Origin of the sequence: Devosia sp. A16 (assembly GCF_001402915.1) — a bacterium.
GTDB lineage: Bacteria > Pseudomonadota > Alphaproteobacteria > Rhizobiales > Devosiaceae > Devosia_A.
In genome coordinates, this window is the sequence record NZ_CP012945.1 from 2,631,339 (window position 1) to 2,655,684 (window position 24,346).

24 protein-coding genes, 1 tRNA gene and 2 pseudogenes are annotated in these 24,346 nt (G+C 65.5%); 14 read left to right on the forward strand and 13 right to left on the reverse strand.

Annotation, left to right across the window (positions count from 1 at the left end):
- Window positions 1-27: 27 nt before the first annotated feature.
- Complete coding sequence (locus APS40_RS12825; RefSeq protein WP_055047423.1) at window positions 28-372, reverse strand: MmcQ/YjbR family DNA-binding protein; 345 nt, start codon at window positions 370-372, stop codon at window positions 28-30.
- A gap of 12 nt (window positions 373-384) precedes the next feature.
- Complete coding sequence (locus APS40_RS12830) at window positions 385-708, reverse strand: hypothetical protein (protein WP_156342925.1); 324 nt, start codon at window positions 706-708, stop codon at window positions 385-387.
- Window positions 709-956: 248 nt separating this feature from the next.
- On the opposite strand from APS40_RS12830, the gene APS40_RS12835 reads away from it, so the two are divergent.
- The 5 genes from APS40_RS12835 to APS40_RS12855 all read left to right on the forward strand — a co-directional run bounded on the left by APS40_RS12835 (window position 957) and on the right by APS40_RS12855 (window position 5,409).
- A tRNA-Ser gene (locus APS40_RS12835) sits at window positions 957-1,046 on the forward strand.
- Between the two features lie 296 nt (window positions 1,047-1,342).
- Entirely contained in the window at window positions 1,343-3,697 is a 2,355-nt protein-coding gene (locus APS40_RS12840; RefSeq protein WP_055047425.1) for a DUF4344 domain-containing metallopeptidase, read from the forward strand.
- Window positions 3,698-4,029: 332 nt separating this feature from the next.
- Window positions 4,030-4,500 (forward strand): hypothetical protein, encoded by a 471-nt coding sequence (locus APS40_RS12845; RefSeq protein WP_055047426.1) that lies wholly within the window; start codon window positions 4,030-4,032, stop codon window positions 4,498-4,500.
- Window positions 4,497-5,192, forward strand: a complete 696-nt coding sequence (locus APS40_RS12850) for an OmpA family protein (protein WP_055047427.1) — start codon at window positions 4,497-4,499, stop codon at window positions 5,190-5,192. The genes APS40_RS12845 and APS40_RS12850 overlap by 4 nt, the downstream gene beginning before the upstream one ends.
- A gap of 4 nt (window positions 5,193-5,196) precedes the next feature.
- A complete protein-coding gene (locus APS40_RS12855) occupies window positions 5,197-5,409 on the forward strand; it encodes a zinc-ribbon domain-containing protein (protein WP_055047428.1) in 213 nt (70 codons plus the stop codon).
- A 31-nt stretch (window positions 5,410-5,440) separates the two neighbouring features.
- On the opposite strand, the gene alkB is transcribed toward APS40_RS12855, so the two are convergent.
- From alkB to APS40_RS12870, 3 genes are all read right to left on the reverse strand, one after another.
- Window positions 5,441-6,085: a DNA oxidative demethylase AlkB gene (gene alkB, locus APS40_RS12860; protein ID WP_055047429.1), complete on the reverse strand. Its 645-nt coding sequence runs from the start codon at window positions 6,083-6,085 to the stop codon at window positions 5,441-5,443.
- Window positions 6,082-6,723, reverse strand: coding sequence for a hypothetical protein (locus tag APS40_RS12865; protein WP_055047430.1), 642 nt, complete (start codon window positions 6,721-6,723; stop codon window positions 6,082-6,084). The genes alkB and APS40_RS12865 overlap by 4 nt, the downstream gene beginning before the upstream one ends.
- A gap of 215 nt (window positions 6,724-6,938) precedes the next feature.
- The gene (locus APS40_RS12870; protein WP_055047431.1) at window positions 6,939-7,415 is read right to left on the reverse strand and encodes a Crp/Fnr family transcriptional regulator; all 477 of its coding nucleotides are present in this window, start codon (window positions 7,413-7,415) and stop codon (window positions 6,939-6,941) included.
- 367 nt (window positions 7,416-7,782) lie between these two features.
- On the opposite strand from APS40_RS12870, the gene APS40_RS12875 reads away from it, so the two are divergent.
- Both APS40_RS12875 and APS40_RS12880 read left to right on the forward strand, forming a co-directional pair.
- The gene (locus tag APS40_RS12875; protein ID WP_055047432.1) at window positions 7,783-8,943 is read left to right on the forward strand and encodes a calcium:proton antiporter; all 1,161 of its coding nucleotides are present in this window, start codon (window positions 7,783-7,785) and stop codon (window positions 8,941-8,943) included.
- 267 nt (window positions 8,944-9,210) lie between these two features.
- Window positions 9,211-9,562, forward strand: a pseudogene (locus APS40_RS12880) (sugar-binding domain-containing protein); the annotation flags it as partial.
- 229 nt (window positions 9,563-9,791) lie between these two features.
- Here APS40_RS12880 and APS40_RS12885 read toward each other — a convergent pair.
- From APS40_RS12885 to lepA, 3 genes are all read right to left on the reverse strand, one after another.
- Window positions 9,792-12,977, reverse strand: coding sequence for a type ISP restriction/modification enzyme (locus APS40_RS12885; RefSeq protein ID WP_055049657.1), 3,186 nt, complete (start codon window positions 12,975-12,977; stop codon window positions 9,792-9,794).
- A 106-nt stretch (window positions 12,978-13,083) separates the two neighbouring features.
- Window positions 13,084-13,491, reverse strand: coding sequence for a hypothetical protein (locus APS40_RS12890; protein ID WP_156342926.1), 408 nt, complete (start codon window positions 13,489-13,491; stop codon window positions 13,084-13,086).
- Window positions 13,491-15,296, reverse strand: coding sequence for a translation elongation factor 4 (lepA, locus tag APS40_RS12895; RefSeq protein WP_055047435.1), 1,806 nt, complete (start codon window positions 15,294-15,296; stop codon window positions 13,491-13,493). Before lepA ends, APS40_RS12890 begins: the two co-directional genes overlap by 1 nt.
- A gap of 159 nt (window positions 15,297-15,455) precedes the next feature.
- On the opposite strand from lepA, the gene APS40_RS12900 reads away from it, so the two are divergent.
- From APS40_RS12900 to APS40_RS12910, 4 genes and pseudogenes are all read left to right on the forward strand, one after another.
- On the forward strand, window positions 15,456-15,923 hold the full coding sequence (locus APS40_RS12900; RefSeq protein WP_055047436.1) for a hypothetical protein: 468 nt from the start codon (window positions 15,456-15,458) through the stop codon (window positions 15,921-15,923).
- A gap of 238 nt (window positions 15,924-16,161) precedes the next feature.
- Window positions 16,162-16,440 (forward strand): annotated as a pseudogene (locus APS40_RS25505) (class I SAM-dependent methyltransferase); the annotation flags it as partial.
- A 2-nt stretch (window positions 16,441-16,442) separates the two neighbouring features.
- Window positions 16,443-16,889, forward strand: a complete 447-nt coding sequence (locus APS40_RS12905) for a DUF1203 domain-containing protein (RefSeq protein ID WP_055049658.1) — start codon at window positions 16,443-16,445, stop codon at window positions 16,887-16,889.
- A gap of 25 nt (window positions 16,890-16,914) precedes the next feature.
- The gene (locus tag APS40_RS12910; RefSeq protein WP_055047437.1) at window positions 16,915-17,766 is read left to right on the forward strand and encodes an extensin-like domain-containing protein; all 852 of its coding nucleotides are present in this window, start codon (window positions 16,915-16,917) and stop codon (window positions 17,764-17,766) included.
- A gap of 26 nt (window positions 17,767-17,792) precedes the next feature.
- Here the strand turns inward: APS40_RS12910 and APS40_RS24895 are convergent, their stop codons facing one another.
- Entirely contained in the window at window positions 17,793-17,933 is a 141-nt protein-coding gene (locus APS40_RS24895) for a hypothetical protein (protein WP_156342927.1), read from the reverse strand.
- Window positions 17,934-18,050: 117 nt separating this feature from the next.
- Here APS40_RS24895 and APS40_RS12915 point away from each other — a divergent pair, with 117 nt between their 5' ends.
- Window positions 18,051-19,196 (forward strand): THUMP domain-containing class I SAM-dependent RNA methyltransferase, encoded by a 1,146-nt coding sequence (locus APS40_RS12915; RefSeq protein WP_055047438.1) that lies wholly within the window; start codon window positions 18,051-18,053, stop codon window positions 19,194-19,196.
- A 389-nt stretch (window positions 19,197-19,585) separates the two neighbouring features.
- On the opposite strand, the gene APS40_RS24900 is transcribed toward APS40_RS12915, so the two are convergent.
- Window positions 19,586-19,744 carry a hypothetical protein gene (locus APS40_RS24900; RefSeq protein WP_156342928.1) on the reverse strand — a complete coding sequence of 53 codons (159 nt, stop codon included), beginning with the start codon at window positions 19,742-19,744 and terminating at the stop codon, window positions 19,586-19,588.
- A gap of 97 nt (window positions 19,745-19,841) precedes the next feature.
- Between APS40_RS24900 and APS40_RS12920 the strand changes: the two genes are divergently transcribed.
- Both APS40_RS12920 and mbfA read left to right on the forward strand, forming a co-directional pair.
- Window positions 19,842-20,759, forward strand: a complete 918-nt coding sequence (locus APS40_RS12920; protein WP_055047439.1) for a LysR substrate-binding domain-containing protein — start codon at window positions 19,842-19,844, stop codon at window positions 20,757-20,759.
- A gap of 267 nt (window positions 20,760-21,026) precedes the next feature.
- Entirely contained in the window at window positions 21,027-22,010 is a 984-nt protein-coding gene (gene mbfA, locus APS40_RS12925) for an iron exporter MbfA (RefSeq protein WP_055047440.1), read from the forward strand.
- Between the two features lie 273 nt (window positions 22,011-22,283).
- Here the strand turns inward: mbfA and APS40_RS25465 are convergent, their stop codons facing one another.
- The 3 genes from APS40_RS25465 to APS40_RS12935 form a co-directional block, all read right to left on the reverse strand.
- Window positions 22,284-22,418 carry a hypothetical protein gene (locus APS40_RS25465; RefSeq protein WP_257720954.1) on the reverse strand — a complete coding sequence of 45 codons (135 nt, stop codon included), beginning with the start codon at window positions 22,416-22,418 and terminating at the stop codon, window positions 22,284-22,286.
- 122 nt (window positions 22,419-22,540) lie between these two features.
- Complete coding sequence (locus tag APS40_RS12930; RefSeq protein WP_055047441.1) at window positions 22,541-23,443, reverse strand: lipid kinase; 903 nt, start codon at window positions 23,441-23,443, stop codon at window positions 22,541-22,543.
- A 242-nt stretch (window positions 23,444-23,685) separates the two neighbouring features.
- Window positions 23,686-24,321, reverse strand: coding sequence for an FMN-binding negative transcriptional regulator (locus tag APS40_RS12935; RefSeq protein ID WP_055047442.1), 636 nt, complete (start codon window positions 24,319-24,321; stop codon window positions 23,686-23,688).
- Between the last annotated feature and the right edge of the window lie 25 nt (window positions 24,322-24,346).

Consider the following 24,346-nt stretch of genomic DNA (forward strand, 5'->3'; position numbering starts at 1 on the left):
AAGGCCTGAACGACTTCGTCAACGTGCTCAGAGCCCGAGTTCGGCCCTGAGCTTGCGTGTCAGCTTGTCGGCCACCAGCCGGTGCGACTGCGCGATATAGCCTTGGAGCAGCTCGTCCTCGAGCGCGCCGGGCGACACCCGCACCCATTGCCGCTTGGCGAAATAGGCAGCCTGCGCGATGCCCTCGAGCTCGGTCAACCCATCGAAGGCGATCTCGCCGACCTTGAACACCAGATCGCCCGAGCTGTCGCCACAGAGGCAGAACACCTTGCCGCCGACCTTGGCGACGAGCGCCTCCCATTGCTCGTGCAGCGTCACTGCGGGGAGCGTGGAAACGAACCGGGTGAAGCCGTCGCGCTGGTGCAGCGTCATGAGGGCGCCTGCTCAGATCTGGTCGTGCCGCACGAACAGCCGGGTCTTCCGCGACCGCCCGGCCCAGGCCAGCAGCGCGCCGGGCACCGCCAGCACTACCCAGCCCGGCAGCGCGAGGATCGCCTCCGACACCGGCTCGAGCACCATGCCGAAGAAGCGCCCGGCGAGGAACTCACGCACCACTGCGAGGCTTTCGGGGTTGAGCCAGGTCCAGTTGTCGCTCAGCGACGTGAACAGCAGCTGGTTGGCGCCGAGCGAACGGGTGCCGTCGATGATCAAGAGGATCAGCGCCACGCCGAGGAGCCAGGTGCCCAAAAGCCTGAGAAGAAGCCGCATCGAGGTCCGTCGCGTCCGGGATGCGCCTGCGGACCCGATTGCCCTGCCGGCTGCCCGGCTCTTTTGCCACGCGGCTTGCGCCAGAGACAAGGCCAGTCTGGTTCGCGCCCGGCGCTATCCCGCGACGCGATCGCCGAACCCCGCGTTATGTGCCTTGCGGACACGACGTCGATGAGTATATTGCGCCCGCTCCGGCTGGCTCTGCCGCCGGGCACGCAGACCCCGGGCCCGCCCGGCCCGCTGCATGCGGAGAGATGGCCGAGTGGTCGAAGGCGCACGCCTGGAAAGTGTGTAGGCGGGGAACCGTCTCAAGGGTTCGAATCCCTTTCTCTCCGCCAGCACGGCTACGGCCTCCCAAGGTATGATCAGAGCTTCGTATCGGATCATTTGACCGGAACACCGGGCCCAGCCGCTCATCTCCCGCCGAGGGTGCGATGGAGCGGCGTCGCATCCAGCAGGTCCCCGACTTCGCACGCCGTCCAGGATTCCTCGTGGCGCCGCATGCGACGAGTATTCGCGGATCGTGAGCCCTGCGCCGGACGGTAGACTGCGAGCCGAAGCTGCTTGACAGTTCCGGGCACAACGTGGTGCTCAAACACTCCCCCTTCGATCCTCCGCTCCTCCGAGGTTCAGTATGAAAGACCGTTTCATCGCGCTGGTCGCCGGATTGACTCTGCTTGGGCTGGGCTCGGCGGCCCTGGCGCAGGAGGCGGCCAGTGGCGCAAACGGCAGCGCAAATCGGATGGCCGACATCATGGGTCCGCTGGCCGCGGCGATCGACGGCCGCAGCGCCAAGGTCGGCTGGGACCTGTTCTTCGAGGACAACTGGCTCGTCCTGGTGAATGCTGCCGAGGACTCGAGCGAGCTCTATTTCACCACGCCGGTTGGGCCTGTTGCCTCGGGCCAGCGTACGACCAGCCTCAATGTCGGCATCCGGCCGCCGCAAGCCGGCGGGATCACCGACATAGCCCTGTCGGCTGTCGGTATTCTGATCGAGAGCAGCGATAACAGCACATCCTGCGTGGGGGAGATCACCGGATCCGGGGATGGCCTTGTTCTTTGCTTCGGCAAGGACGGCAAGTCACAGGAGATCGGCCGGCTCGCGGGGGCCGCCAAGGGCGGCGGGCAGGACCTGCTGCAGTTGGTGGAGAGCCCGGGCCACGGCGATTTTCTGCTCAATGGGCAGGTGATAGGGCATCTCGAGAATCATCCGGCGCTCGGCGGCGAAGTCGGCGTCCTCGCCTATGAGCGGGGCGAGTTCTACGTCGGCGGCTTTTCCGTTTCTGCCGGCGATGCTGCGCCTCCTGCCTCAGCGGCGGCAGGCACGGACGTGCCGATGTTTGGCAGCGACAGTGCGCGCCTGATCGGCGTCTACCTCGGCTTGACCAACAGCATATTCATGCACGAGTTCGGCCACGCGCTGATCGGCGAGTTGCTCATCCCCTCGACCGGCCCGGAGGAGGATGCCGTCGACATCTTCTCCGCCCTGCGAGTGGTCGAGCCGACGATGTATCCCTCAGGCGATGCGGAGATCGATGCCATCGGCCGGGAGGTGGCGACCTATTCTGCGCTGCAATGGTATTATGGCGGCAAGCTTGCCGAGCAGCAGGGTTCCCAGACGCCGTGGCAGGACGAGCATACCCCCGATCTCAAGCGCTTCCGCAACGTGTTCTGCATCATGTATGGCGGCAATCCGGGCATCTTCTCCGACATTGCCGGCCAGATCGGGCTGGATGAGCGGACGCTGGCCCGGTGCGACGAGGAGTTCAACAAGCAGAACCGTGCCTGGCGGACGATCCTCGCGCCGCATACGCGCGTGGGTGCTTGGCATCCCGATGGGCAGTTGTCCGCCGACGCGCCGGGAGCCGCCATCGAAGTGACGTTCGAGCCGTCCAGCAGCCGGGTCGGCGAGTTTTTGCGGACGACCTTCGGCGACGGCATCAAGGGCTTCGCCGACGATCTCATGAAGTCCTATGCGCTGCCGCGCAAGCTCTCCGTCACCTACCGCGACTGCGGCGAGCTCAATGCCTGGTACGACCCCGGTCAGGCCAGCATCACCATGTGTTATGACCTGATCGAGCACCTGGCGGTGATGATCGCCAGCATCGAAACGGAGGCAAGCCAGGGCGGCCAGCAATCGCAGCAGAACCCGGGCACCGGCGTCGCCGATACCTCCGGTGCCGCGGCGAGCGCCAGCCCCATCGACGAAGCCGTCGATCTTGGCGTCCCGGTGACGACGGTACTGTTCCCGGCGCCATACAAGGGGCCCACGCCAGCCGGGCATGCCAAGGCACGGCTGATCACCACCGAGGAACTCGCGGCGCTGCTGAACAAGGGCGGGGCCCCGCTGCTCGTCGATACGAGCGGCACCGCGCAAAGCATCCCCGGCGCCGTTTCGGTTGCCGATGCCGGCAAGGACGGCAGCCTCACCGATCGCTTCCAATCGGTGGTCGACAGCTGGCTGAACGACGTGACCGGAGGCAAGCGCCAAACCTCGATCGTCTTCTTTGGCGAGGGACTGAACGATCGATCTTCCTACAATGCGGCGCTGCGCGCCGCCGCTCTCGGCTGGGATGCGGCATGGTACAGAGGCGGCATCGAGGCCTGGGTTTCCAATGGCCTTCCGCTTGCCGCAGCCGGAGCGCCCGCCCCGTCCCAATCGGAAGCCTCCACCGGTGCAAGCACCAGCTCGGGCCAGCGCTTCGCGATCTACGAGGGTGTCGACTTCTATGGGGCCGACCTCGCAAAGCTTCGTGCGGACGATCTGATGCAGTGCTTCAAGGCCTGCATGGAGAACGCGCAGTGCGTCGCGATGACGATGAACCTGGATCCCGCGTTCAAGTCAGGCCCGAACTGCTTCCTCAAGGACGGTCTCGGACGCGTCGAGCGCTACGAGCAGGCGGTTTCCGGCGTGTTCTTGTCCCCGGACTTCGACGGCGTTCTGCAGGTCGACGGCGCCTCGGTCTCCCCCGACACGATCATCGAATAGGGGCTGCGGGCGTCGTCGCCGTTTCAGAACGGCAAGAGCCGGCGCGACCAGGAAGCTGGCCGGGGCGTTGTTCCCGCTGCACCGCGCACTGCCGGGGAAGCACCTGGCCGACCGATCGCAGCGGAGCCGGCAAGCGCGATGCGACCTTCGGGATGGTGCGCAACTGACTGTTACCTCCGTCAGCGGCTCGCTGCCTTGCCGTGACCGGCTGTCGGCACCGGGCAGTCAAACCTTAGCCGATCTGCCCGCCGCTGCCACAAATCTGCCTTCAGTCCCGTGAGCTATGGCGAGACAGGAATCACCCTAAGCCCAAGTTTCTCCAAGGTTACTCGATGATTCGCACCAAAGTTTCGGCATTCTGCCTCGCCATTTTGCTCGCCGCGCCGTTGAGCGCCGCCACATCGGCGCAGGAAACAACCGATGCGGTGGTGATCGATACTAACGCGCAGGGCACCAATGATGTCGGCGTGACCGCGCGGGTGAGATCGGTGACCCTCGGTGACGATGCGACGGTGCTCGGCGTGGTGCTCTCGTTCGATAGCCGGGCGACCAACTACGTCGATCTGGCCGGCGCCGACACCTATCTGTCCTATGGCGAGAGTCAGCGGCTGCACCTGCGCCAGATCGGCGACAATCCGTACCTGCGCATTTCCAACGGCCAGACCCTGACGGGCGAGCTGGTCTTCCCCGGCGCCATTCCCGCCGACGTCAAGGAAGTCTCGCTGGTGTTCAACGATGGCAACGAAGGCGACGATACCAGCGCGCCGGGCCTGGTGGTGACCGTGCCGCTGGTCGCGCCATGAGGGCGCTTTTCGCCACGCTCGTCAGCCTGGCGTCGCTGGGGCCGGTTGGCTCGGCTCAAGCCGACCTGCTGGTCGGCCGCAGCACCGAAGCGATCGGCGACAAGCCCAGCACCGTCGCCGAATATCGGATGCCGCAGAGTGGTCTCGCCGACGATGCGAATATGCCGAGGAGCCACCTCGACGCCGCCGCGCCTGGCGGCAGCCTGGGTGAGGCCTCCGGATCGTCCGGTTTTGCCCTGTCGAACATGAATTCGCAGCTGCGTGAAGAAACCGTGGGCCTGCTCACCGAACTCAACGCCAAGCAGCAGGAAGATGGTTCGATCCTCGTCGCGGTGCCGGGCGATGTGCTGTTCGACTTCGACAAGTCCGACATCCGGGCCGATGCGCAGCCCGTGCTCGACCAGCTGGTGCGGGTGCTGATCAACGCCTCATCGCCCCGGGTCGAAATCTCCGGCCACACCGATTCCATGGGGAGCGAGGAGTACAACCAGTCCCTGTCGGAGCAACGGGCCATATCGGTCAGCGCCTATCTTTCCAGCCACGGGGTGGAAGCTGCCAACCTGGTCACCATCGGCAAGGGCGAAAGCGAGCCGGTCGCCCCCAACGAAACGCGCGACGGCAAGGACGATCCGGCCGGCCGCCAGACGAACCGACGGGTCGAATTCGTGATCGCTCCAACAAAGGCCGAGTAATGACATGGCTCTGACACCCTGCCCGGAATGCAACAGGCAGATCTCGGACAAGGCCTATGCCTGCCCCGGCTGCGGCTACCCGATTTCCCCGGCCGCCAAGCGCGGCTTCGGCTGGAGCGGGGTGGCCCATACCTGGCTCACCACCTCGGCCCTGCAGGTGGTGATCGCCCTGGCCGCCATCGCCCTCGTGGCGATTGTGTGGATTCTCAAGAACTAGGGTCCGGCCTAGGTGTTCGGTGCGCCGGGCGTCACAGCGCCCCGCGGAAGGTCAGGTTGATCCGCATCCGGCCGAGGCGCGGGTGCATCCCCTCCTTCAACGCCGTGACGCCATGAAAAGCCAGCCGCGAGGGTCCGCCCCACACGGCGACGTCACCGTGGCGGAGGGCGTATCTGCGCACCGGATCGCTGCGCTGCAGCCCGCCGAACTGGAACGTCGCCGGCAGGCCGAGCGAGACCGAGACGATCGGGTTGGCGAAGTCCCGCTCGTTCCTGTCCTGGTGCAGGGAGAGGCGGGCCCCGGGCTCATAGCGGTTGATCAGGCAGGCATCGGGGGTGAAATCCGGGTAACCGGCTTCCGCGGCGGCAGCGCGCGCCAGCGTCCGGAACGCCTCCGGCATCTCCGGCCAGGGCCGACCGGTGAGGGGATCGTTGGCGTCGTAGCGATAGCCGGAACGGTCGGTCACCCAACCTGCCGCCCCGCAATTGGTCATCGCCACCGACATGGTGTAGCCGCCCGGCGTCACCATGTGCCGGAACGGCGCCTGCGCGACCACGGCGTCGAGCCCGGCAAGCACCTCGTCCTCGAACGCCAGCGCGAAGCCACGCAGCAGCGCCGCCCCTTCGCCCATCGGCTCGCGCCCGCCGCGTTCGATGCCATCGAAGAGATCGGTCATCGGCGCGCGGTTCCTCCAAGCGTGGGGTGAAGCTCCGGGCGGTAGCCGGCGCGTAGCGCGGCCACCGTCGAAGGCGGCGTCAGCAGGCCCTGGGCGTGCTGCGGATCGATCGGCTCGCCATAGCCGTCCATTCCCCAGGCAAAGCCCAGGCCGCCGGCGATCGTATAGGCTCGGTCCGCCTCGATCACCACCATGGACCCTTCCGGCAGTTCGTCGGGCGGGCAGGGCAGGGGATGCACGCGCTTCTGTCCATCCGCAAGCCGCTCGCGGTGCAGCGCGCTGTCCATTTCCCGCGCCGATGGCGCGTGCCCCGTGGCGCGCCCCCAGGCCTGCTGGAACGCTTCGGCCGCCTGGCGCCGGCAGAGGAAGCACGGGCGGTGCCCGGCCGCCAGCGCGGTCGCCTCGTCGAGGAAAAACAGCTCGGTCCAGCTTCGGGTCGCCATCACCTCGCGGCGGCGCCCCCGATAGTCGCAAGAACACGCGATCCAGGCCTTGCTGGTCCAGCGCCGGTTGAGCAGGGTTCTGGTCGCCGGGTCATGGATGATGCCGCGATTGCCGGTCAGCATGCCGCGCTGCGGGATGGCGACGATCGTCCCGAACGGCGTCACCCGGTTCTGCAATGGCCTCTGAGCGCTCATCCCTTCTGCACCGCGCACCAGAGCTCACCATCCGCACGACGGGGGGCGGCGGAGGGATTCGGCTCTGTGCTGGGGTTCATGATCATTGTCATCGGAGACCATGTTGTGGCGGGCAGGGTCGACCCGGAAATCACCACGGAAGCGTCGACAGAGCGCTCGACTATCGACGCCGAAAGCCAGACGTCGGCATCGCTGCGGCGTGCTAAAGGGCCGCCCTACTCGTGATCCGCCCACTTCCCCCCGCGTCCCGTCACCTTCGGTGTCGCCAGCATTGCTGTGAGAATGCGGCTCATCAGCGCCTGTTCCTGCTTCTTGCCCTCCGCGGCGTGGCGGAGGTCGACCAGCAGCGCCGAGGTGGCGTTGAGGCGGGCGCAGGCGAGGGTGGCGATGTGGAGCGCGAAATCGGGGTTCTGCGACAGCACGTCGAGCGCTTCGTCGATCACCCGCACCCGTGCCGTGGTCTCCGCCGTCACGGTGGCGCTGTGCGGCGTGCCGAGCAGCACCGCCATCTCCCCGATGATCGCCCAGGGCTCGTCGATGGTGGCAATGGCGACGCCATCGCGCGACACCGCGAGCCGCCCGGATTCGAGCAGGTAGAGCCGCCCGGAATAGCTGCCCTCGTTGGTCAGGTGATCACCCGGCTGCAGCGTTTCGAGCGGCAGCGACACGGCAAGGGCGGCAAGCGTGGACATCGGCGATTTTCCCAGCGGGGTTCAGGCGGCAACCTGGCGGAGCTTAGGTGAACCGGCGCTGAAAATCTCTCCCGGTGTGCAACGGCGTTTGCAGTCGGGTCTCCCTCCCCCTTGTGGGGAGGGATCAAGGGTGGGGGTGGCTAGGTGCGCCGGCGCGTGGGGCCTTCTCCACCCAGCTGCGCTACGGCTTCGCCCAGCTCCGCTTCCCTCCCCACAAGGGGGAGGGAGAGGCGCGGCCCTTGCCGCCCATTTGCCTCCCGCCGCTCCCTGCGCTACACACCCTCATGCCGCGTCATGCGGCGCCGCATCGTGGACGGCCTTGATGCGTGGGGTTATCGATCGGGGACGGCCCCGGAGGTATCGACCCATGTCTCCGTCCACGCTTGCCCGAACGCCCCTCAGCCGGCACCTGCCACGACGAACGCTCATCACCCTCGCCATCGCCTGGGGCGTGGTGGCGGTGTTCATGCTCGGCGGCCCGGCCTGGCTGCATGATCCGATCGACCCGCTGGTCGCCGTCATCTGCTTCGTCGTGATCTTTGCCACCATCCTCGTCGCCGCCTTCGGCGTGGTGCACGAGGCCGACTACCTGTCGCACCGGCTGGGCGAACCCTATGGCACGCTGACCCTGACGCTCTCGATCGTCTCGATCGAGGTGATCCTGATCGCCGCGGTGCTGCTCGGCCCCGGCGAGAACCCGACCATCGGCCGCGACTCGATCTTTGCGGTGATGATGATCATCCTCAACCTGGTGATGGGCATCTGCCTGCTGCTCGGCGGCCGCCGCTTCGGCGAGCAGGAATACAATTCGCAGGGCGCCCTCGCCTACATCTCGATGACCCTGCTGCTCGGCGGCATCGGGCTGATCCTCCCCAATACGCTCAGCAGCGGCGACGGCACCTTCCTGCCGGCGCAGGCGGTGGCTTTCGCGCTCCTCACCATCGTGCTCTATGCGGCGTTCCTCTTGATGCAGACCCGCGCCTATCGGCGCTACTTCATCCAGCCCGAGCTCGGCTCGCTCACCATTCCGCTCGACAATGCCGGCACGCCGGCCGACCGCGCGCCGGTAGATCGCGGCGGTGTCGTCATCCACTCGGTGCTGCTGGTGGCGCTGATGCTGCCCATCGTGCTGCTCGCGCACGACCTGGCGCTGGTGATCGATTTCGGCATCGCCGCCGCCGGCGCGCCGCTGGCGCTGAGCGGCGTGCTGATCGCCATCATCGTCTTCACCCCGGAATCGATCACCGCCATCAAGGCGGCGCTCGATAACCAGCTGCAGCGCTCGATCAACCTCTGCCTCGGCGCGTTCGTTTCGACCGTGGGCCTCACCGTGCCGGCGGTGCTGATCGTCGGGCTGGTGACCGGCAAGAGAGTGGTGATGGGGGTGGCGCCGAGCGAAACGGTGCTGCTGCTCCTGACCGTCGGTCTCACCACGCTGACCTTCCTCGGCCAACGCGCCTCGGCTCTGCAGGGCACGCTGCATCTGACGCTGTTCGCCGTGTTCGGCGTGCTGCTGTTCGTGACGTAGCGGGAATCGCCGCGAGCGCCGGCCTCTCAGTGACCCTCCCCCGCGGGGCGGGGGAGGGGCTTCGAGCCGGCCCAGCGACGCTGGTGGAGGGGGCGACTTCACCCACCGGGTCATTCCCGCGAAAGCGGGAGCCTCCGTTTAGGCGCGGCACGCGAGATCGCAAGACTGAGATCCGTCCTTCCGCAGGGATGACATCGCTGGTGGTTCAATCGACCTACCCCCCGACAGAACGACGCGATGCATCCGCGCCATTGAGGAGCGGCCCTGGTGGCCCGCAACGACCTGATCCTCTTGACCATCGGCGACATGACCGAGCGCTCGCTGCTGATGCGCTACGGCCTGCCGCGCGACATCACGATCGACGATCTGGTGGCGGAGCGATGCGATGGCGCAATTCGTCAATGCCGCCGGCCAACCCATCGACCACCCGATCAACCGCCGCGCCATCGCCCCACCGCTCGAAGCTTTGCGCAAAGTCCCCAACGTGGTTTTCGCCTCAGGCGGCGCCAACAAAACCCACGCCATCGCCGCGGTGCTCCGCTCGGGGTTGGGGAGCGCGCTGGTGTGCGATGAGGCTACGGCGCGGGCGGCGATGGGGATTGCGCTGGGGGCGGGGTGAGTCCGCCAGTGGGAAGGTAGTAAGGATTATTGGCGCGAGCCTCGCTCGTGGACTACGGCGCATTCAGCGGTATCCTCGGCCCTTTTCAGGCCACTGATTGGGTAATTCAAGGATATCCCAGGGCTGTCCCGCCCGGTCAGTTAGTCGGCCCGCTTACCAATGCTGGCCGGGAGCATTACTCGAGTGGTGTTAGCTGACTTCATCGCAATAGGAGGCCCACCACTTACTGTTAACGTCTCGCCGACTTCATTGCCTCAGTGATCGCCACCGTCTCCATGCTCACCCGCGTCACTCGCCCGATCAAGTCGATCACGGTCTCTTTGTAGTCGACAAAGCGATAGGTGTTGAACTTCTCGCGGATCGTCGGGTCCTTGGGTGTCTTCTCCTTATACTGATCGAGCACCCATTCGATCCCTGAGCGATTGCCCAGCCGGTAGGTCCATGCCTGCTCTGGTACTCCGGTTAGCACCGTTTCGCCGTCGAGTTGGATCGAACCGCTACCTTTGTCCGCCTTCAGTATCGCCTTCGACGCCAAGCCTGCCGCCCGAGACTGCTCGTCGCGCACCTCAAGGCGCTTCAGGGGCCATGGCTCGACGTTCTCGTAGCCAATGTGTAGAGCCATCAGCGCCTCGCCCCACCCTGCCCACTTCCAGAAGTCGCGGTAAAACGGAACGCGGGGCAACTCACGCTTCAGGTTCAGCGCATATTTCTCACGATAGACTGGATCGTGCAGCACGGCGTAGGCGAAGTTGAAAATATCGTCCTTGGTGAGTTGCCGCCGCCCTTTCTTCACATCCTCCGTCGGAGAAGTTGCATCAGCCACGGCAGAGGCTGTCTCTACCTCGGAATCGCCATCCCTGACCCCACCACCACGAGTGGGGTCAAGCACTCCGTTCATTCCGTACGCCTTTTGGAACTGCCTGAGTCCCCAGTCGGTGATATTGTCGATACGCGTGCCGCCGGTGGTGTAGCGATACAATGGGAAAGCGAAGGTGCCCCCGTTGCCTTGTTTGAGGTATCCAAGGTCGATCACCAGTTCGCTAGCAAGTGTTGCAAGAGGCTTGTCCGAGTCGAGGCTGTAAACGTTAATAGATTTGTTCTCGCCGATTCCTGCCGTAGGGAATATTGACCGTTGGGAATAGTGCCTGTGAACAACCAGTTCATGGTAGTTCACATTCCGCTTTACGAACGGACGGTAATTCACGACTCCGTTTTTGAGCGGCTCCATCACCAATTTTATGCCGTCGCGCGCAGATTTTTCCAGCTCGGAGTTCCACTTTATGCTGGTATCAAAATCGGCGAAAGACGTGGGCGCCCGAGTACCTAGATGCCGATTGTACACGTCGCTGAAGTAGGTGGCTTTCTCTTGGAGCTCACGAACTGAGCTGGCGTATGCCCACTCGTCGCGGTTGGTACCCAATCCAAGCGAGAAGACCTTGAACAAGGCGCGCTCTCTAGAGGGCAAGGCCGTCGCCTTGGTCTCCTTGGTTCCGAGTGGCAAAAATTCGTCCCATGGGTTCTCGGCCAAGTCGATCCAGTTGTTGCTGGCATCTGGCTCTATGCGCTCAAAATGGAGGCTATCCGGGCGCGTATTCGCCAGAAAGGTCAGTTTCTCCTCCGCAGTGTCTAGTTCCGGCCTTCGTGCATAGTAAATGCGGCCGCCGCCCCGACCTCCTTTCCTCACAAGGAAGGAGATCGCGACGCCGGTCTGAATGCCGAACACGTTGTTCTTTGTACCTGAAAGCTTTGGGTTAGATCGGACGTCGCCACCAAGATCTACCACGTAGATCTCAGCGAACTCGTTCGCCACCACCTTTCGGAACCCGTCGAACGTCCGGCTGTCGATGAAACTGCGGTTGGTCACATATGCCAAGACCCCCTCATCGCCCAGCCGATCGCTTGCCCAGCGGAAGAACCGGGCATACATGTCATAAACCTTAGTTTTCTGGGCTGTACTCTGCGCGATGTAGGTTGCTTTGATCAACTCGTCTACATGTGGATATGTTCGGTTCTTGTTGTTGTCGTTCTCGTTCTGCTGGTTGGCGTTGTAGGGCGGGTTTCCGATTATTACAGAAATCTTGCGTCGGTTTTGCCGCTTCACGCGCTCGATGTTCTCGTCCGAAAGGCCGGCGAACAGGTCGTGCTGGTGCCCCCGCCTGATACCCAGTCCGCCGACGTTGTCCAGAGTGTCCACAAAGCACAGGTTCGAGAACTCGGCATATTGCCCAGTGATAGCGGCGTAGGTCGCCTCGATGTTTAGGTTTGCGACGTAATAAGGCAGGATCGCCACCTCGTTGGCGTGCAAATCCTCTTTGTATTTCCGAGTCAACTTCTGCGGTTGCCCGCGGAAATGCTCCAATAGTTCGCAAATGAAGGTGCCAGTACCCGTCGCTGGGTCAAGGATTTCGACCCCTTCGTCGATCAGAGCTTTGTCGAAATGCTTCTGCGTCAGCCAATCCGCGCCTTCGATCATGAACTTCACGATCTCATTGGGCGTGTAAACGACACCCAGTCGGTCGGCCTTCTTCTCATCGTATACTTTGTAGAAATTCTCGTAGATAACCTTGAGAAATGTCTGCTTTTCGCTGTGCTTGGTGATTAGTGCTGCAGTGGAACGTATCGTTGCGTAGTACGGTTGGATCGCCGCCAACGTGTCGCGCTTCACAGCTCCTGTAAAAAACTCCGCTTCCAGCGCATAAAGTTCCTTGGCAATGTTGTTATCGCGGTGGAAGTCGCCCTCATTAAAGACATGCGCAAAGATCTCTTCAGTCAAAATATGCTGAATCAACATCTCGCGCACATCCGCTTCACCAAGCGTCGGGTTGATCGTGTCGCGGGCATGCGCCAGAAACCTGTTCGCTGCGGCCTTAAAGCCAGCGTTGCCCGAATACGCCACATCAATCTTGTCACGCAGAGCCGATAGTACGGCCGGCAGGTCGGTCTTGAACTGCTTTACCGCCTTGCGGAACTCAGCGATCTCCGCACGCTCGTGCGTGAAAAACAAGTTGAGGAGACGCAGCAATTCGTCCGCGTCGGTCATCCGGCACCGCATCACCTCTACGCGATCCTGGATCAACACGGCTACGCGCGAGTCCTCGAAGACGATGTTGTCTTGTGGATAGCCCTTCCTAAGCTTTTTCTCGATCTCCACATCGAGGTCGTCTGCCTCGTCCTTGGCTTCCCAATACCCGAGGGGAACGCGAAGGTCGTGTAGGATGGTGCCGTCCGGGCGAATCCGAGTTCTCTGCGCCGATACGAACTCGTATTGGGCGATGAACTGTAAATTCTTCTGGCGCGACCAAGCCTTCAGGAGATCCTTGAAGGCCTCGCTGATAACGCCCTCGGTGTTACTCCCGGAGAATTTTCGCAGTCGATCAATTTCGTTGAAGTAGTCTTGTACCAGTTGCTTGCTCATGAAGTCCCCCGCCGCCAAAGTAGCGCCGCGGGGCCGCTTTGCAACCTTCCTTTCGCCCGCTGGCTACCCCATGGCTCACCCGTCAGGCGCTTCAAGGGGGAGCAGGTCACTGTAGTGGCAGTCGGAACACCTGTTTGAATGCTGCCGTTCTCAGAACATCCGCCCAAGTGACGCCATGGTGCCCGATCGTCCGGAGTGAAAAGAGCGGCTTAATTGGTGAGACATAAACGATGCAACGGCCATCGCCAAAGTCACGAAACATCATGATGTTGTCGCGAGCGTGCCACTCTGACGATCCAAATTCATTATCGTCGCGATCAGGTGTGCTGATCATGGCGCCGTTGGTGTCAGTATAAGATGCGAAGTGACAAACGCCATAGGGAGGGAAGATGACCGTCCGCTCATCGACAGGTTCGATGCCGGGAAGGTTGGCTACCGCAAAGGCCATCGCCTTTTTCCGATTGGCCAATTGGTGTCCGTTACCCCTTTCGAGATACCAGCGTTCACCGGTCACTACTCATCTCCCATCTTCAGCGCCTGAATAAACGCCTCCTGCGGGATCTCCACGCTGCCGAACTGCCGCATGCGTTTCTTACCCGCCTTCTGCTTTTCCAAGAGTTTCCGCTTACGCGTCGCGTCGCCGCCATAACACTTCGCCGTCACGTCCTTGCGCAGGGCACGTACGGTTTCGCGGGCGATGATCTTGCCGCCGATGGCGGCCTGGATCGGGATGACGAACAGGTGCGGCGGGATCAGTTCCTTGAGCTTTTCGCACATCTGCCGGCCGCGGGATTCCGCGGCGTTGCGGTGCACCAGCATCGAGAGCGCGTCGACCGGCTCGGCATTGACCAGGATCGACAGTTTCACCAGGTCGCCTTCGCGGTAATCGGCCAGCGTATAGTCGAAGCTGGCATAGCCCTTCGACATCGACTTCAGCCGATCGTAGAAATCGAACACCACCTCGTTGAGCGGCAGGTCGTATTCGATCATCGCGCGGTTGCCGACATAGGTCATGTTGCGCTGGATGCCGCGCCGATCCTGGCAGAGCTTCAGGATCGAGCCGAGATATTCGTCGGGGGTGAGGATGGTCGCCTTGATCCACGGCTCGCTGATGTGGTCGATCTTGACCACGTCGGGCAGGTCGGCCGGGTTGTGCAGCAGCACCATCTCGCCGTTGGTCATGTGGATCTCGTAGACCACGCTCGGCGCAGTGGCGATGAGATCGAGATCGAACTCGCGCGCCAGCCGCTCCTGGATGATCTCGAGGTGCAGCAGCCCCAGGAACCCGCAGCGGAAGCCGAAGCCGAGCGCCGCGGAGGTTTCCATCTCGAACGAGAAGCTCGCGTCGTTGAGCCTCAGCTTGCCCATCGCCTCGCGCAGCACCTCGAAATCCGAGGCGTCGACGGGGAACAGCCCGCAGAACACCACCGGCTGCGCCGGGCGGAAGCCGGGGAGCGCCGTGGCGGTGGGCTTCCGGTCGTCGGTGATGGTGTCGCCGACATTGGTATCGGCCACCTGTTTGATCGAGGCGGTGAAAAAGCCGATCTCGCCCGGCCCGAGCTCGGCCACGTCGACCAGCTTGGGGGTGAACACGCCCACCCGGTCGAGCTCGTAGGTGGCGCCGGCATTCATCATCCGGATCTTCTGGCCCTTCTTCACCGTGCCGTCGATGACGCGGATCAGCACCACGACGCCGAGATACGTGTCGTACCAGCTGTCGACCAGCAGCGCCTTCAGCGGCGCCTCGATATCGCCCTTCGGCGCCGGCAGGCGGTGGACGATCGCTTCGAGCACGGTGTCGATGCCGAGCCCGGTCTTGGCGCTGATCTGCAAGGCGTCCGAGGCATCGAGCCCGATCACGTCCTCGATCTGCTGCTTCACCCGATCGACGTCGGCGGCGGGCAGGTCGACCTTGTTGAGCACGGGGACGATCTCGTGGTCGACCTCCATGGCATGGTAGACATTGGCCAGCGTCTGCGCCTCGACGCCCTGCGACGCATCGACCACGAGGAGCGAACCCTCGACGGCGGCGAGCGAGCGGTTCACCTCATAGGCGAAGTCGACATGGCCGGGCGTGTCGATCAGGTTGAGCACGTAGGTCTCGCCGTTCTGCGCCTTGTAGTTCAGCCGGACGGTCTGCGCCTTGATGGTGATGCCGCGCTCGCGCTCGATATCCATCGAGTCGAGCACCTGCTCCTTCATCTCGCGCTGCTCCAGCCCGCCGGTGAGCTGGATCAGCCGGTCGGCGAGCGTCGATTTGCCATGGTCGATATGGGCGACGATGGAGAAATTGCGAATATGGTCGAGCGGTACGGACATGGGCCGCTGATACCAGAGCCGGGTGGCCCGGCAAAGATGGTTTATCTGCGGTTAACAGCGGCAGATGCGTAGAGTCGGCGGGCGCGCGGCAAACCCTGACATCGGATGGCAGGCGATTGCGCTATCACCCTCGGGTCTGTCGGGCACAGAGGCAATGAGATGGATAGCGAGACACGGCGCGGCTTCGCGTTCAACCATGGCGACTGGGTGGTGACCAACCGGCGGCTCAGGGCGCGCGGCGTCGGTTCGACCGAGTGGGAGGAGTTCACCTCCTACGAGACGGCGCAACTGATGCTGGGCGGCATGGTGTCGGTGGACGAGAGCGACTTTCCCACCAAGGGGTTCAAGGGCATGACGCTCAGGATCTACAATCCCGAGCGCGACCAGTGGGCGATCTACTGGATCAATTCGGCCAAAGGCGTGCTGGAGCCGCCGGTGTTCGGCCGCTTCGAAAACGGCCGCGGCAGCTTTGCCGGCGACGACATGGATGGCGACCGCCCGGTCAAGGTGTTGTTCGACTGGAGCGGCACCGACACCGAAACCCCGCGCTGGAGCCAGGCTTTCTCCTACGATGGCGGAGCGAGCTGGGAAACCAACTGGATCATGGAATTCCGTCGGCCGGCGTGAAGCGCCCCGGCATTGCCTGTCGGCCGCGCCTGTACTACCCCCGGGCCGGCGGCGCGGGGAGGCAGGCACGATGAGCAACGGTTGGGACGAGTCGGCGGCGGCCTGGATCACCGACCAGGGCGACGCGGGCGATTTCGGCCGCCGGTTCGTGCTCGATCCGCCCATGCTGGAGCGTGTCACCGGCCGCGGCTTTGCCACCGCGCTCGATGTCGGCTGCGGCGAGGGGCGGTTCTGCCGCATGCTCCGGGCGCGCGGCATTGCGACCGTCGGCATCGATCCGACCGCGGCGCTGCTGGACGTAGCGCGCCGGCGTGATCCCGAGGGCGATTACCGGCTCGGATGGGCCGAAGCGCTGGAGTTTGCCGATGCCACGTTCGACCTGGTGGTCAGCTACCTGACGCTGATCGACATCCCCGATATCGACGCCGCCATCCCCGAGATGGCGCGGGTGCTGAAGCCGGGCGGCACCCTGCTGGTCGCCAATCTCGCGAGCTTCAACACCGCCGGCCAGCCGCGCGGCTGGCACGACGGGCCGGACGGCAGGCCGCAGTTCAACATCGACCACTACATGACCGAGCGAGCCGATTGGGTGGCGTGGCGGTGCCCTGCCGGCATTGCCTCGAGAATGTCGCGGCGGGGGAGCCCTACCTCGTCCTTGCCTATCGCCCGTTCCCGGCGCCGCAGCCCTATGCCGAACTCGGGCCGATCTTTCTCCACGCCGAGGCCTGCCCGGCCTACGATCCCGCCTCCGGGCTGCCGGTGCGCGAGCGGCGCGGCCGGAGCGGGCGCATCTTGCGCGGCTACGGCGCCGACGACAGGATCGTCTACGGAACCGGGATCGTGGTGGCGAACGATGGCATCGAGGCAGCGGTCGAGGCGATCCTCGAGCGATCGGATGTGGCCTATGTGCATATGCGCTCGGCCACCAATAACTGCTTCACCCTGCGCATCGACCGCGCAACCTGAGGCGGGGTCGCCGCGTTCGGCAGGCATGCGCTTCATCCTTGCCTGCCTTTTCGCGACCATGAGCTTTGCCGCCCTGGCGCAGGAGGGCGGCGACGCGACCGTGCCGCTGCCCAAGCCGCGGCCGGCTGAGCTGTCCTCCGAGCCGGCCGTGCAATTGCCGCGCCATCGCCCGGCAGCGCCGCCGGCGGCAGCCCCCGACAAGCCGGTGGAGGCCCCCGACACGCCGGCGGAAGCGCTTGCCACGCCGGACCCGATCGGCCCGCCGCTGCCGCCCGGCGAACACACGGCGGAACCGGCGGAGCCGACCGCGCCGCCCCGCATCTATCAGACCGCCTGCCCCGCCGTGCTGCTCGGCAAGGTGGAGGCCAAGGCGCTGCCGCCGATCGAAGACAAGCTCTGCGGCACTCAATCGCCGCTCTCGGTCACGGGCGTGCTGGCCAATGGCCGGATGGTGCCGATTTCCGGCGGCGTCGAAACCGATTGCGGCATCGCCTCGGCGCTGCCCGCCTGGATCGAATCCGTCGACAGCTACCTCAAGGCCCGCGACAACACCGAGATCGCCGAGGTGGTGGTCGGCACGTCCTACATGTGCCGCAACGTCAACAATGGCAGCGGCGGCAATCTCAGCTTCCACGCCTTTGCCGATGCCCTCGACGTGATCGGCTTCAAGCTCGCGGACGGGCGCTTCGTCACCGTGGAGCAGGGCTGGAGCGATGCGCAGTCATCGGAGGGGCGGTTGCTGCGCTTCGCCCACGATGCCGCCTGCGCGCATTTCACCACCGTGCTCGGGCCCGAAGCGAACGCGCTGCACCGCGACCACCTGCATGTCGACCTCGGCTGTCACGGCAAGACCTGCACGGCGCGGCTCTGCGAATAACACCGTGGGCCGGCGCGCTCGCCGGCTCAGAGCGCGTCGTCTTCGCGGCGCGGGTGGTGTGTCGGCAGGTCGGCCCAATCGCGCGGCGTCCAGCTGGTGCTCCAGTCGCGCGGCCGGGGCTTTGGCGCGCGGTGGCGCAGCTTCGAGAACAGGGTCTTCATCTTCATCTTGCTTCTCCCGGAAGGGGATCGGCGCCATGGCGCCACGGGCGGCCGATCTAGGCGCGGGGCCCTGAACGGCCCATGAACTGGCCTGTCAGGAGGAAATGCTCTAGAGCAGCCCGCATGTCGCACCTCCCCGATGCCCAGCCGCCCGCCTTCGATCCGGCCGCGCCGTTCGAGATCTTCCTCGTCGCCACCCCCGGGCTCGAGACGGCGTTGCGTGACGAAGCGGCGGCACTGGGATTTTCCCATGTGAAGCAGGTGGAGGGCGGGGTCGCCATCACTGGCCACTGGCCCGATGTCTGGCGCGCCAATCTCGAGCTGCGCGGCGCCACCCGGGTGCTGGCCCGCTTCGCCAGCTTCCGCGCCATGCACCTGGCGCAGCTCGACAAGCGGGCGCGAAAACTCCCCTGGGCAGCAGTTCTCAGGCCCGACGTGGCGGTGGCGGTCGAGGCCACCTGCCGCAAATCGAAGATCTATCACGCCGGCGCCGCCGCCCAGCGCGTCGCTACCGCCATCCGCGAGTCCCTCGGCGCCCCCATCGCCGACAAGGCGCCGCTGACCGTCATGGTGCGGATCGAGGATGACCTCGTCACCGTCAGCCTCGATAGCTCGGGCGAGCCGCTCTACAAGCGCGGCCACAAGGAGGCGGTGAACCGCGCCCCGATGCGCGAGACCATGGCGGCTTTGTTCCTCCGCCAGTGCGGGTTTACCGGCGACGAGCCGGTGCTCGACCCGATGTGCGGCTCGGGCACCTTCGTCATCGAGGCGGCCGAGATCGCCGCCGGCCTGCAGGCAGGTCGCTCGCGCCACTTCGCCTTCGAGCAACTGGCAACCTTCGATCGCGCCGGCTGGGAGGCGCTGCGCTCGACCGCCCGCCGCACCCCGGCGGTGCGCTTCCATGGCAGCGACCGCGATGCCGGCGCCATCGCCATGAGCCGGGCCAATGCCGAGCGCGCCGGTATCGCCGACCTCACCGAGTTCCGGCAATTGCCGGTCGGCGAGCTCGAACGTCCGGCCGGGCCGCCGGGCCTCGTCATCGTCAACCCGCCCTTCGGCGCCCGCATCGGCGAGGGGGCTTCGCTCGGCCCGCTGTACCGCAGCCTCGGCAGCGTGCTGCGCGAGCGCTTCTCCGGCTGGCGCGTCGGGCTGATCACCACCGAGGTCGCCCTGGCGCGGGCAACGGCGCTGCCGTTCCTGCCCAACGGCGCCCCGGTGCTGCATGGCGGGCTGCGGGTAACGCTCTATCGCACGGATGTCTTGCCGTAAGATCGCACGACGCTTCCCCTAGCGTCCCCTCGCCCCCGCGGACGCTCTTGCGTCCGCCAAGAGAGGGCCAGGGTGAGGGGCAGCCAAGCACACCGGCAGTGCGGCTCATCCCTTCTCCCCTCAGGGGAGAAGGTGGCCGAAGGCCGGTTGAGGGGTGAAGCGGCACAACACGCGCTCGTTGGGAAGCTGAACCCCTCACCCGAGTTCCGCTACGGACCTTCGGTCCTGGCTCCACTAGCCCTCTCCTAGCGGACGCAAGAGCGTCCGCGGGGGCGAGGGGGCGATGGAACCGCGATGCCAGTGTGAGGATCTCCCTCCCCCTTGCGGGGAGGGGACAGGGGTGGGGGTCGGCAACCACCGCAGCCGGCGGTTCAACTCAATCGCACCGTCTACGCCCCGACGCAGCGATCGAACTGCGGATGATGCACCGGCAGGTCCGCCAGTTCGCGCGCGCTCATCGTGCTGAGCGGGTCATGGCCCGTCTCGGCGCCGTCGCTCTCCAATAGCCGCGCCAGCCAGAGGCGCAATTCGCTGAACAGTCTGTACATTTTGAAGCCCTCCTTGGGTGCGGGATATGCCGTAATATGGGCCGCCACGCGGCTGTCGCCAATCGACAAGAGTTCGGCAGGTGTATAGAAAATCTATATGCCGAGCCCGTTCCCCATACCGCTCAACGCCGTCCGCGCCATCGAGATCGTGGCGCGGCGCGGTGCCCTGGCGCCTGCCGCCGAAGAGCTCGGGGTGACGCCGGGCGCCGTCAGCCAGCACCTGAGGCGCGCCGAGGAGCGGCTGGGGCTGGAGCTGTTCGAGCGCACTCCGCAGGGGTTGAAGCCGACCGCCGCCCTGCGCCAGATCCTGCCGCAGCTCAGCGCCGGCTTCACCGCCTTGGCCGATGCGGTGGGCGCGCTGAAACCGGGCAACGAAAACGTGCTGACCCTCACCGTCGGCAGCGTCTTCGCCTCGCGCTGGCTGATCTGGCGCATCGCCAAGTTCAACGGGCTGCATCCGGAAATCGAGGTGCGGCTGGTGGTCACCGGCACGATGATCGATCTCGTCCATTCCGACATCGATTTCGGCATTCGCTTCGGCCGCGGCACCTGGCCGGGGCTGAAGGCGGAACTGATCGGCGGGGCGCGCTACAGCCCGGTGGCGGCGCCGCCGCTGGCGAAGTTGCTCAACTCGCCCGCCGACCTCGCCCATGTGCCGCTGATCCGCGACACCGCCTCGATGCTGCCCTGGGAGCCGTGGTTCGCCGCGGCCGGCATTCCCCCGATCGAGCCTTCGGGGCCGCTTTACGACGATCCGGCTTTGGCCTTCGACGCGGCCATCTCGGAGCAGGGCGTGCTGATGGCGGTGGAGATGATGTCGGCCGACGCGGTCAGCGACGGCCGCCTGGTCCGCCCCTTCGCCGCCGCCGTCGACAGTGAGCTCGGCTACTGGCTGGTCGTCGCCGAAGGCCGCCGCGAACCGAAAAAGCTCCGCCTGTTCCGCGACTGGTTGCGCGCCGAAGTGCCGGATTCCGCCGAGGGCTATGTGGCGCAGGTGAAGCGGCGGGAGGGGTAGGGGCATTTGCTGCGCAACGACAGCCCGGTGAGCGTTGCCCCCCACCCTTGATCCCTCCCCGCAAGGGGGAGGGAGACGCAGACTGAGATATCTGTCCGAGGGTCTCCCTCCCCCTCGCGGGGAGGGGACAGGGGTGGGGGGCGGCCCGCGCCGGCCATTGGTGGGCCACCACATCACTCCACCGTCGACGCCCATCCGCAGCTCAAGGGGCTTGTCCGACGCGCGCCAACGATTTAGAATAATTCTAAACTTGATGGCTATGGCGCTATGCTTGCACGACTTCTTCACCCCAATCGGCGGGAGTTCATCTCGCTGGACGAACGCGAGATCCTGTCGCTCGCCGTCGCGGCCGAAGAGGAGGATGGCGCCATCTATGCCGAGATCGCGGAGCGCTTCGCCTCGCGCTACCCGGCGACCGCCAAGGTGTTCGAGGGGATGGCGGTCGAGGAGGATGGGCATCGCCGCCGGCTGCTCGATCTCTATGTCGAAAAGTTCGGCTCGCGCCTGGTGCCGATCCGCCGCGAGCATGTGCGCGGCTTCCTCGAGCGCAAGCCCGTCTGGCTGATGGAGACCATGAGTCTCGAAGCAGTGCGCCAGATGGCCTTCGAGATGGAGACGGCGGCGTCGCGCTTCTACGCCGAGGCGGCGGGCCGGGCGACCGACGTCAAGGTGCGCAAGCTGCTCGGCGACCTCGCCGTGGAAGAACGCGAGCACGCCAACCTCGCCGGCAAGCTCGAAGAGCAGGTGCTGGGCGTCGAGGAACGGGCCGCCGAAAAGAGCGAGGAGCACCGGCAGTTCCTGTTGACCTATGTGCAGCCCGGGCTCGCCGGACTGATGGATGGTTCGGTCTCGACCCTGGCGCCGGTCTTTGCCGCCGCCTTCGCCACCGGCAACACCTGGTCGACCTTTCTTGTCGGCCTCGCCGCCGCGGTGGGCGCCGGCATCTCCATGGGCTTTACCGAAGCCGCCGCCGACGATGGCAGGCTGACGGGTCGGGGCTCGCCCCTCACCCGCGGCGTGGTCACCGGCGCGATGACCACCCTGGGCGGCCTGGGGCACGCCATGCCCTACCTGATCCCGCATTTCTGGACCGCCACCGGCGTCGCCGCCGCCGTGGTGATGATCGAGCTCTGGGCCATCGCCTTCATCCAGAACCGCTACATGCAGACCCCGTTCTGGCGCGCCGCCTTGCAGGTGGTGGTCGGCGGCGCCCTGGTGTTCGCCGCGGGGATCCTGATCGGCAGCGCCTAGAGCGCGGGAAAAGGCCCCCTCATCCGGCCTTCGGACCGACCTCCTCCCAGTATCGCGACGTCGATGGTCTCGCGTCCCCTCGCCCCTTTGGGGAGAGGGTCAGGGTGAGGGGTAGCCAAGCACGCGAATGCGGCGATGACCCTGGCCCAAACTTTCTGTGCGCTTGGCGCCCCTCACCCCAGCCCTCTCCCCAAAGGGGCGAGGAGGCGCGGCAGCGGTGAACGCCGCAGAAGCGGCAGCCTCTCATCCCGGGCTGCCGGCTATGACCGTCGTTCAGTTGGCGACGACGAAGAACACCACCAGCACCAGCACGGCGAACAGCCCGACCAGGAATGGCCATGGCAACAAATGCAGTTCGTGCTGGGTTTCGAGGCCGTGATCGACGTTTTCGTGGCGGATACCCTGCATAGGCAGCCTCCGGTCATGAACGCCGGCGCCAGTCGCGCACCGGCGGAGCGATGATAGCACCGATAGATGTGAGGCGGAACTGCTCACACCGGCAAGGGTGTCAGCCGAGATCGCTTCTCCCCTCAGGGGAGAGGGGTGGCCGCCGCCGGCGCGAACACGGTGATAGCCCGGGGACGGATGCGGAAATGCGCCGGGGTCTGGGTGACGATGTCGCCGTCGAGGTTCACCGGGCGCGGCTTGCGCGTGCGGATGTCGAACTCCACCGCCCGGGCGGTCCGCACCTCTTCCCAGGCGCCGTGCGTGCCGGAGCGGAAGGCGCGCAGCATCAGCGCCAGCTTCCAGACATTGTCGATCTCGAGGCTGTAGAGGTCGAGCGTGCCGTCCTCGATGCTGGCATTCTCCTCGATCACCGTGCCGCCGCCATAGTGCCGGCCGTTGCCCACCGCAATCTGGTAGGTCTTGACGTGCGAGCTGCCCACGCGGTTGACGATCGTGGCGCTGAACGGTCGGGCCTGCAGCAGCACCTTGAGCGCCCCGATGGCATAGCCGAGCCGGCCCCAGCGCCGCTTGGTCTCCGCCGTCAGCCCCATGGCGAGATCGGCGCCCAGCCCGATGGTTGCGACATTGAAGAATGGGTGGCCGTTGACGTCGCCGAGGTCGACCTGGCGCTGGTGGCCGGCGACGATGATGTCGGCGGCGAGCTCGAGCTGGGTCGGGATCTCGAGGGTGCGGGCGAGGTCGTTGGCCGTGCCCATCGGCAGGATGCCCATCGGCAGTCCGGCCGCGACCACCCCATTGGCTGCGGCATTGATGGTGCCGTCGCCGCCGCAGACGATGGCCATGTCGGCCTCATGCCCGCGCCTGACGATATCGGCCGCCACCTCCCCCGGCGAGCTGAACCGCTCGATCACCACGTCGATGCCGCCGGCCTCCAGCCGGGCGACGATCGGATCGAGGCTTTCCGCGCCGCGCCGCGCATTGGGATTGACCAGCATCAGCGCCCGGCGGCGCGCGGGAAGGCTCATGGAAGAGGGCTCACGTTGCGAAGCGCCGTAGGTGGAGAGCGGCCCGGTGCTCCGCAAGGGCGGCTAGACCATTCATGGTCAGTGCTGGCGCGAGCTCCCCTCCCCCTTGAGGGGAGGGGTTGGGGGTGGGGGTGGCGAGGAACGCTCGGTGCTGACTGCACCACCCCCTCCCTCAATCCCTCCCCTCAAGGGGGAGGGAAGCGATCACTGCGGGTATCGAGGTCCGCGGCAGACTGTGCGAACTACATGCCGCCCCGCGCCTTGACGAGGTCCCGCATGGCCGCCGCTTCGGCGTCGGTTTCCGCGGCCAGGCCGTGCACGACGCCGACCCGGTCGCTTTCCGGCCGGTTCTGGCTCGCCTTGAACTTGGCCTCGATGGCGGCGATCTCGATCTCGATGCCGACAATGCCCTTGAGCTGGCTGGCGATGAAGGCGTCGGGCGCATCGGCCACCGCCCAGGGTTTCTGCCGGCTGCCTTCGTGCTGGTCGGTCAGGGCCGAGACATTGGCATGGAGCCACGCCGCATCCTCGATGATCCGGGCCGTGCCGCGCACCTGGACGATCGCATAGTTCCAGGTCGGCACCACTTTGCCGTCGACCGCCTTCTGCGGGTACCAACTGGGCGTGATGTAGTGTTCGGTTCCCTGGAACACCACCAGTGCATCGGGGCTCTGGCCCAGCGCTTTCCATTGCGGGTTGGCGCGTGACATGTGGCAGCGCAGCGTCCCCAGCGGGCCGTCGTCACGGTAGAGCAGGAACGGGATCGGGTTGGCCAGCAGCCCGTCGCCGGCCGAGATCAGCAATCCGAGCGGATGCGCGCCGATGAACGCCTGCTGCGTTTCGAGATCGGTCTCGCGGAAGGCTGGTGGCTGGTACATGAGCAGACCTCTGGAACGCTGTGCC

What these genes read in the sequence shown, in the direction of transcription:
- APS40_RS12825 (WP_055047423.1), bottom strand. Translation starts at nt 372, where the DNA reads ATGACGCTGCACCAGCGCGACGGCTTCACCCGGTTCGTTTCCACGCTC.
- APS40_RS12830 (WP_156342925.1), bottom strand. Translation starts at nt 708, where the DNA reads ATGCGGCTTCTTCTCAGGCTTTTGGGCACCTGGCTCCTCGGCGTGGCG.
- APS40_RS12840 (WP_055047425.1), top strand. Translation starts at nt 1,343, where the DNA reads ATGAAAGACCGTTTCATCGCGCTGGTCGCCGGATTGACTCTGCTTGGG.
- APS40_RS12845 (WP_055047426.1), top strand. Translation starts at nt 4,030, where the DNA reads ATGATTCGCACCAAAGTTTCGGCATTCTGCCTCGCCATTTTGCTCGCC.
- APS40_RS12850 (WP_055047427.1), top strand. Translation starts at nt 4,497, where the DNA reads ATGAGGGCGCTTTTCGCCACGCTCGTCAGCCTGGCGTCGCTGGGGCCG.
- APS40_RS12855 (WP_055047428.1), top strand. Translation starts at nt 5,197, where the DNA reads ATGGCTCTGACACCCTGCCCGGAATGCAACAGGCAGATCTCGGACAAG.
- alkB (WP_055047429.1), bottom strand. Translation starts at nt 6,085, where the DNA reads ATGACCGATCTCTTCGATGGCATCGAACGCGGCGGGCGCGAGCCGATG.
- APS40_RS12865 (WP_055047430.1), bottom strand. Translation starts at nt 6,723, where the DNA reads ATGAGCGCTCAGAGGCCATTGCAGAACCGGGTGACGCCGTTCGGGACG.
- APS40_RS12870 (WP_055047431.1), bottom strand. Translation starts at nt 7,415, where the DNA reads ATGTCCACGCTTGCCGCCCTTGCCGTGTCGCTGCCGCTCGAAACGCTG.
- APS40_RS12875 (WP_055047432.1), top strand. Translation starts at nt 7,783, where the DNA reads ATGTCTCCGTCCACGCTTGCCCGAACGCCCCTCAGCCGGCACCTGCCA.
- APS40_RS12885 (WP_055049657.1), bottom strand. Translation starts at nt 12,977, where the DNA reads ATGAGCAAGCAACTGGTACAAGACTACTTCAACGAAATTGATCGACTG.
- lepA (WP_055047435.1), bottom strand. Translation starts at nt 15,296, where the DNA reads ATGTCCGTACCGCTCGACCATATTCGCAATTTCTCCATCGTCGCCCAT.
- APS40_RS12900 (WP_055047436.1), top strand. Translation starts at nt 15,456, where the DNA reads ATGGATAGCGAGACACGGCGCGGCTTCGCGTTCAACCATGGCGACTGG.
- APS40_RS12910 (WP_055047437.1), top strand. Translation starts at nt 16,915, where the DNA reads ATGCGCTTCATCCTTGCCTGCCTTTTCGCGACCATGAGCTTTGCCGCC.
- APS40_RS24895 (WP_156342927.1), bottom strand. Translation starts at nt 17,933, where the DNA reads ATGAAGATGAAGACCCTGTTCTCGAAGCTGCGCCACCGCGCGCCAAAG.
- APS40_RS12915 (WP_055047438.1), top strand. Translation starts at nt 18,051, where the DNA reads ATGTCGCACCTCCCCGATGCCCAGCCGCCCGCCTTCGATCCGGCCGCG.
- APS40_RS24900 (WP_156342928.1), bottom strand. Translation starts at nt 19,744, where the DNA reads ATGTACAGACTGTTCAGCGAATTGCGCCTCTGGCTGGCGCGGCTATTG.
- APS40_RS12920 (WP_055047439.1), top strand. Translation starts at nt 19,842, where the DNA reads ATGCCGAGCCCGTTCCCCATACCGCTCAACGCCGTCCGCGCCATCGAG.
- mbfA (WP_055047440.1), top strand. Translation starts at nt 21,027, where the DNA reads ATGCTTGCACGACTTCTTCACCCCAATCGGCGGGAGTTCATCTCGCTG.
- APS40_RS25465 (WP_257720954.1), bottom strand. Translation starts at nt 22,418, where the DNA reads ATGCAGGGTATCCGCCACGAAAACGTCGATCACGGCCTCGAAACCCAG.
- APS40_RS12930 (WP_055047441.1), bottom strand. Translation starts at nt 23,443, where the DNA reads ATGAGCCTTCCCGCGCGCCGCCGGGCGCTGATGCTGGTCAATCCCAAT.
- APS40_RS12935 (WP_055047442.1), bottom strand. Translation starts at nt 24,321, where the DNA reads ATGTACCAGCCACCAGCCTTCCGCGAGACCGATCTCGAAACGCAGCAG.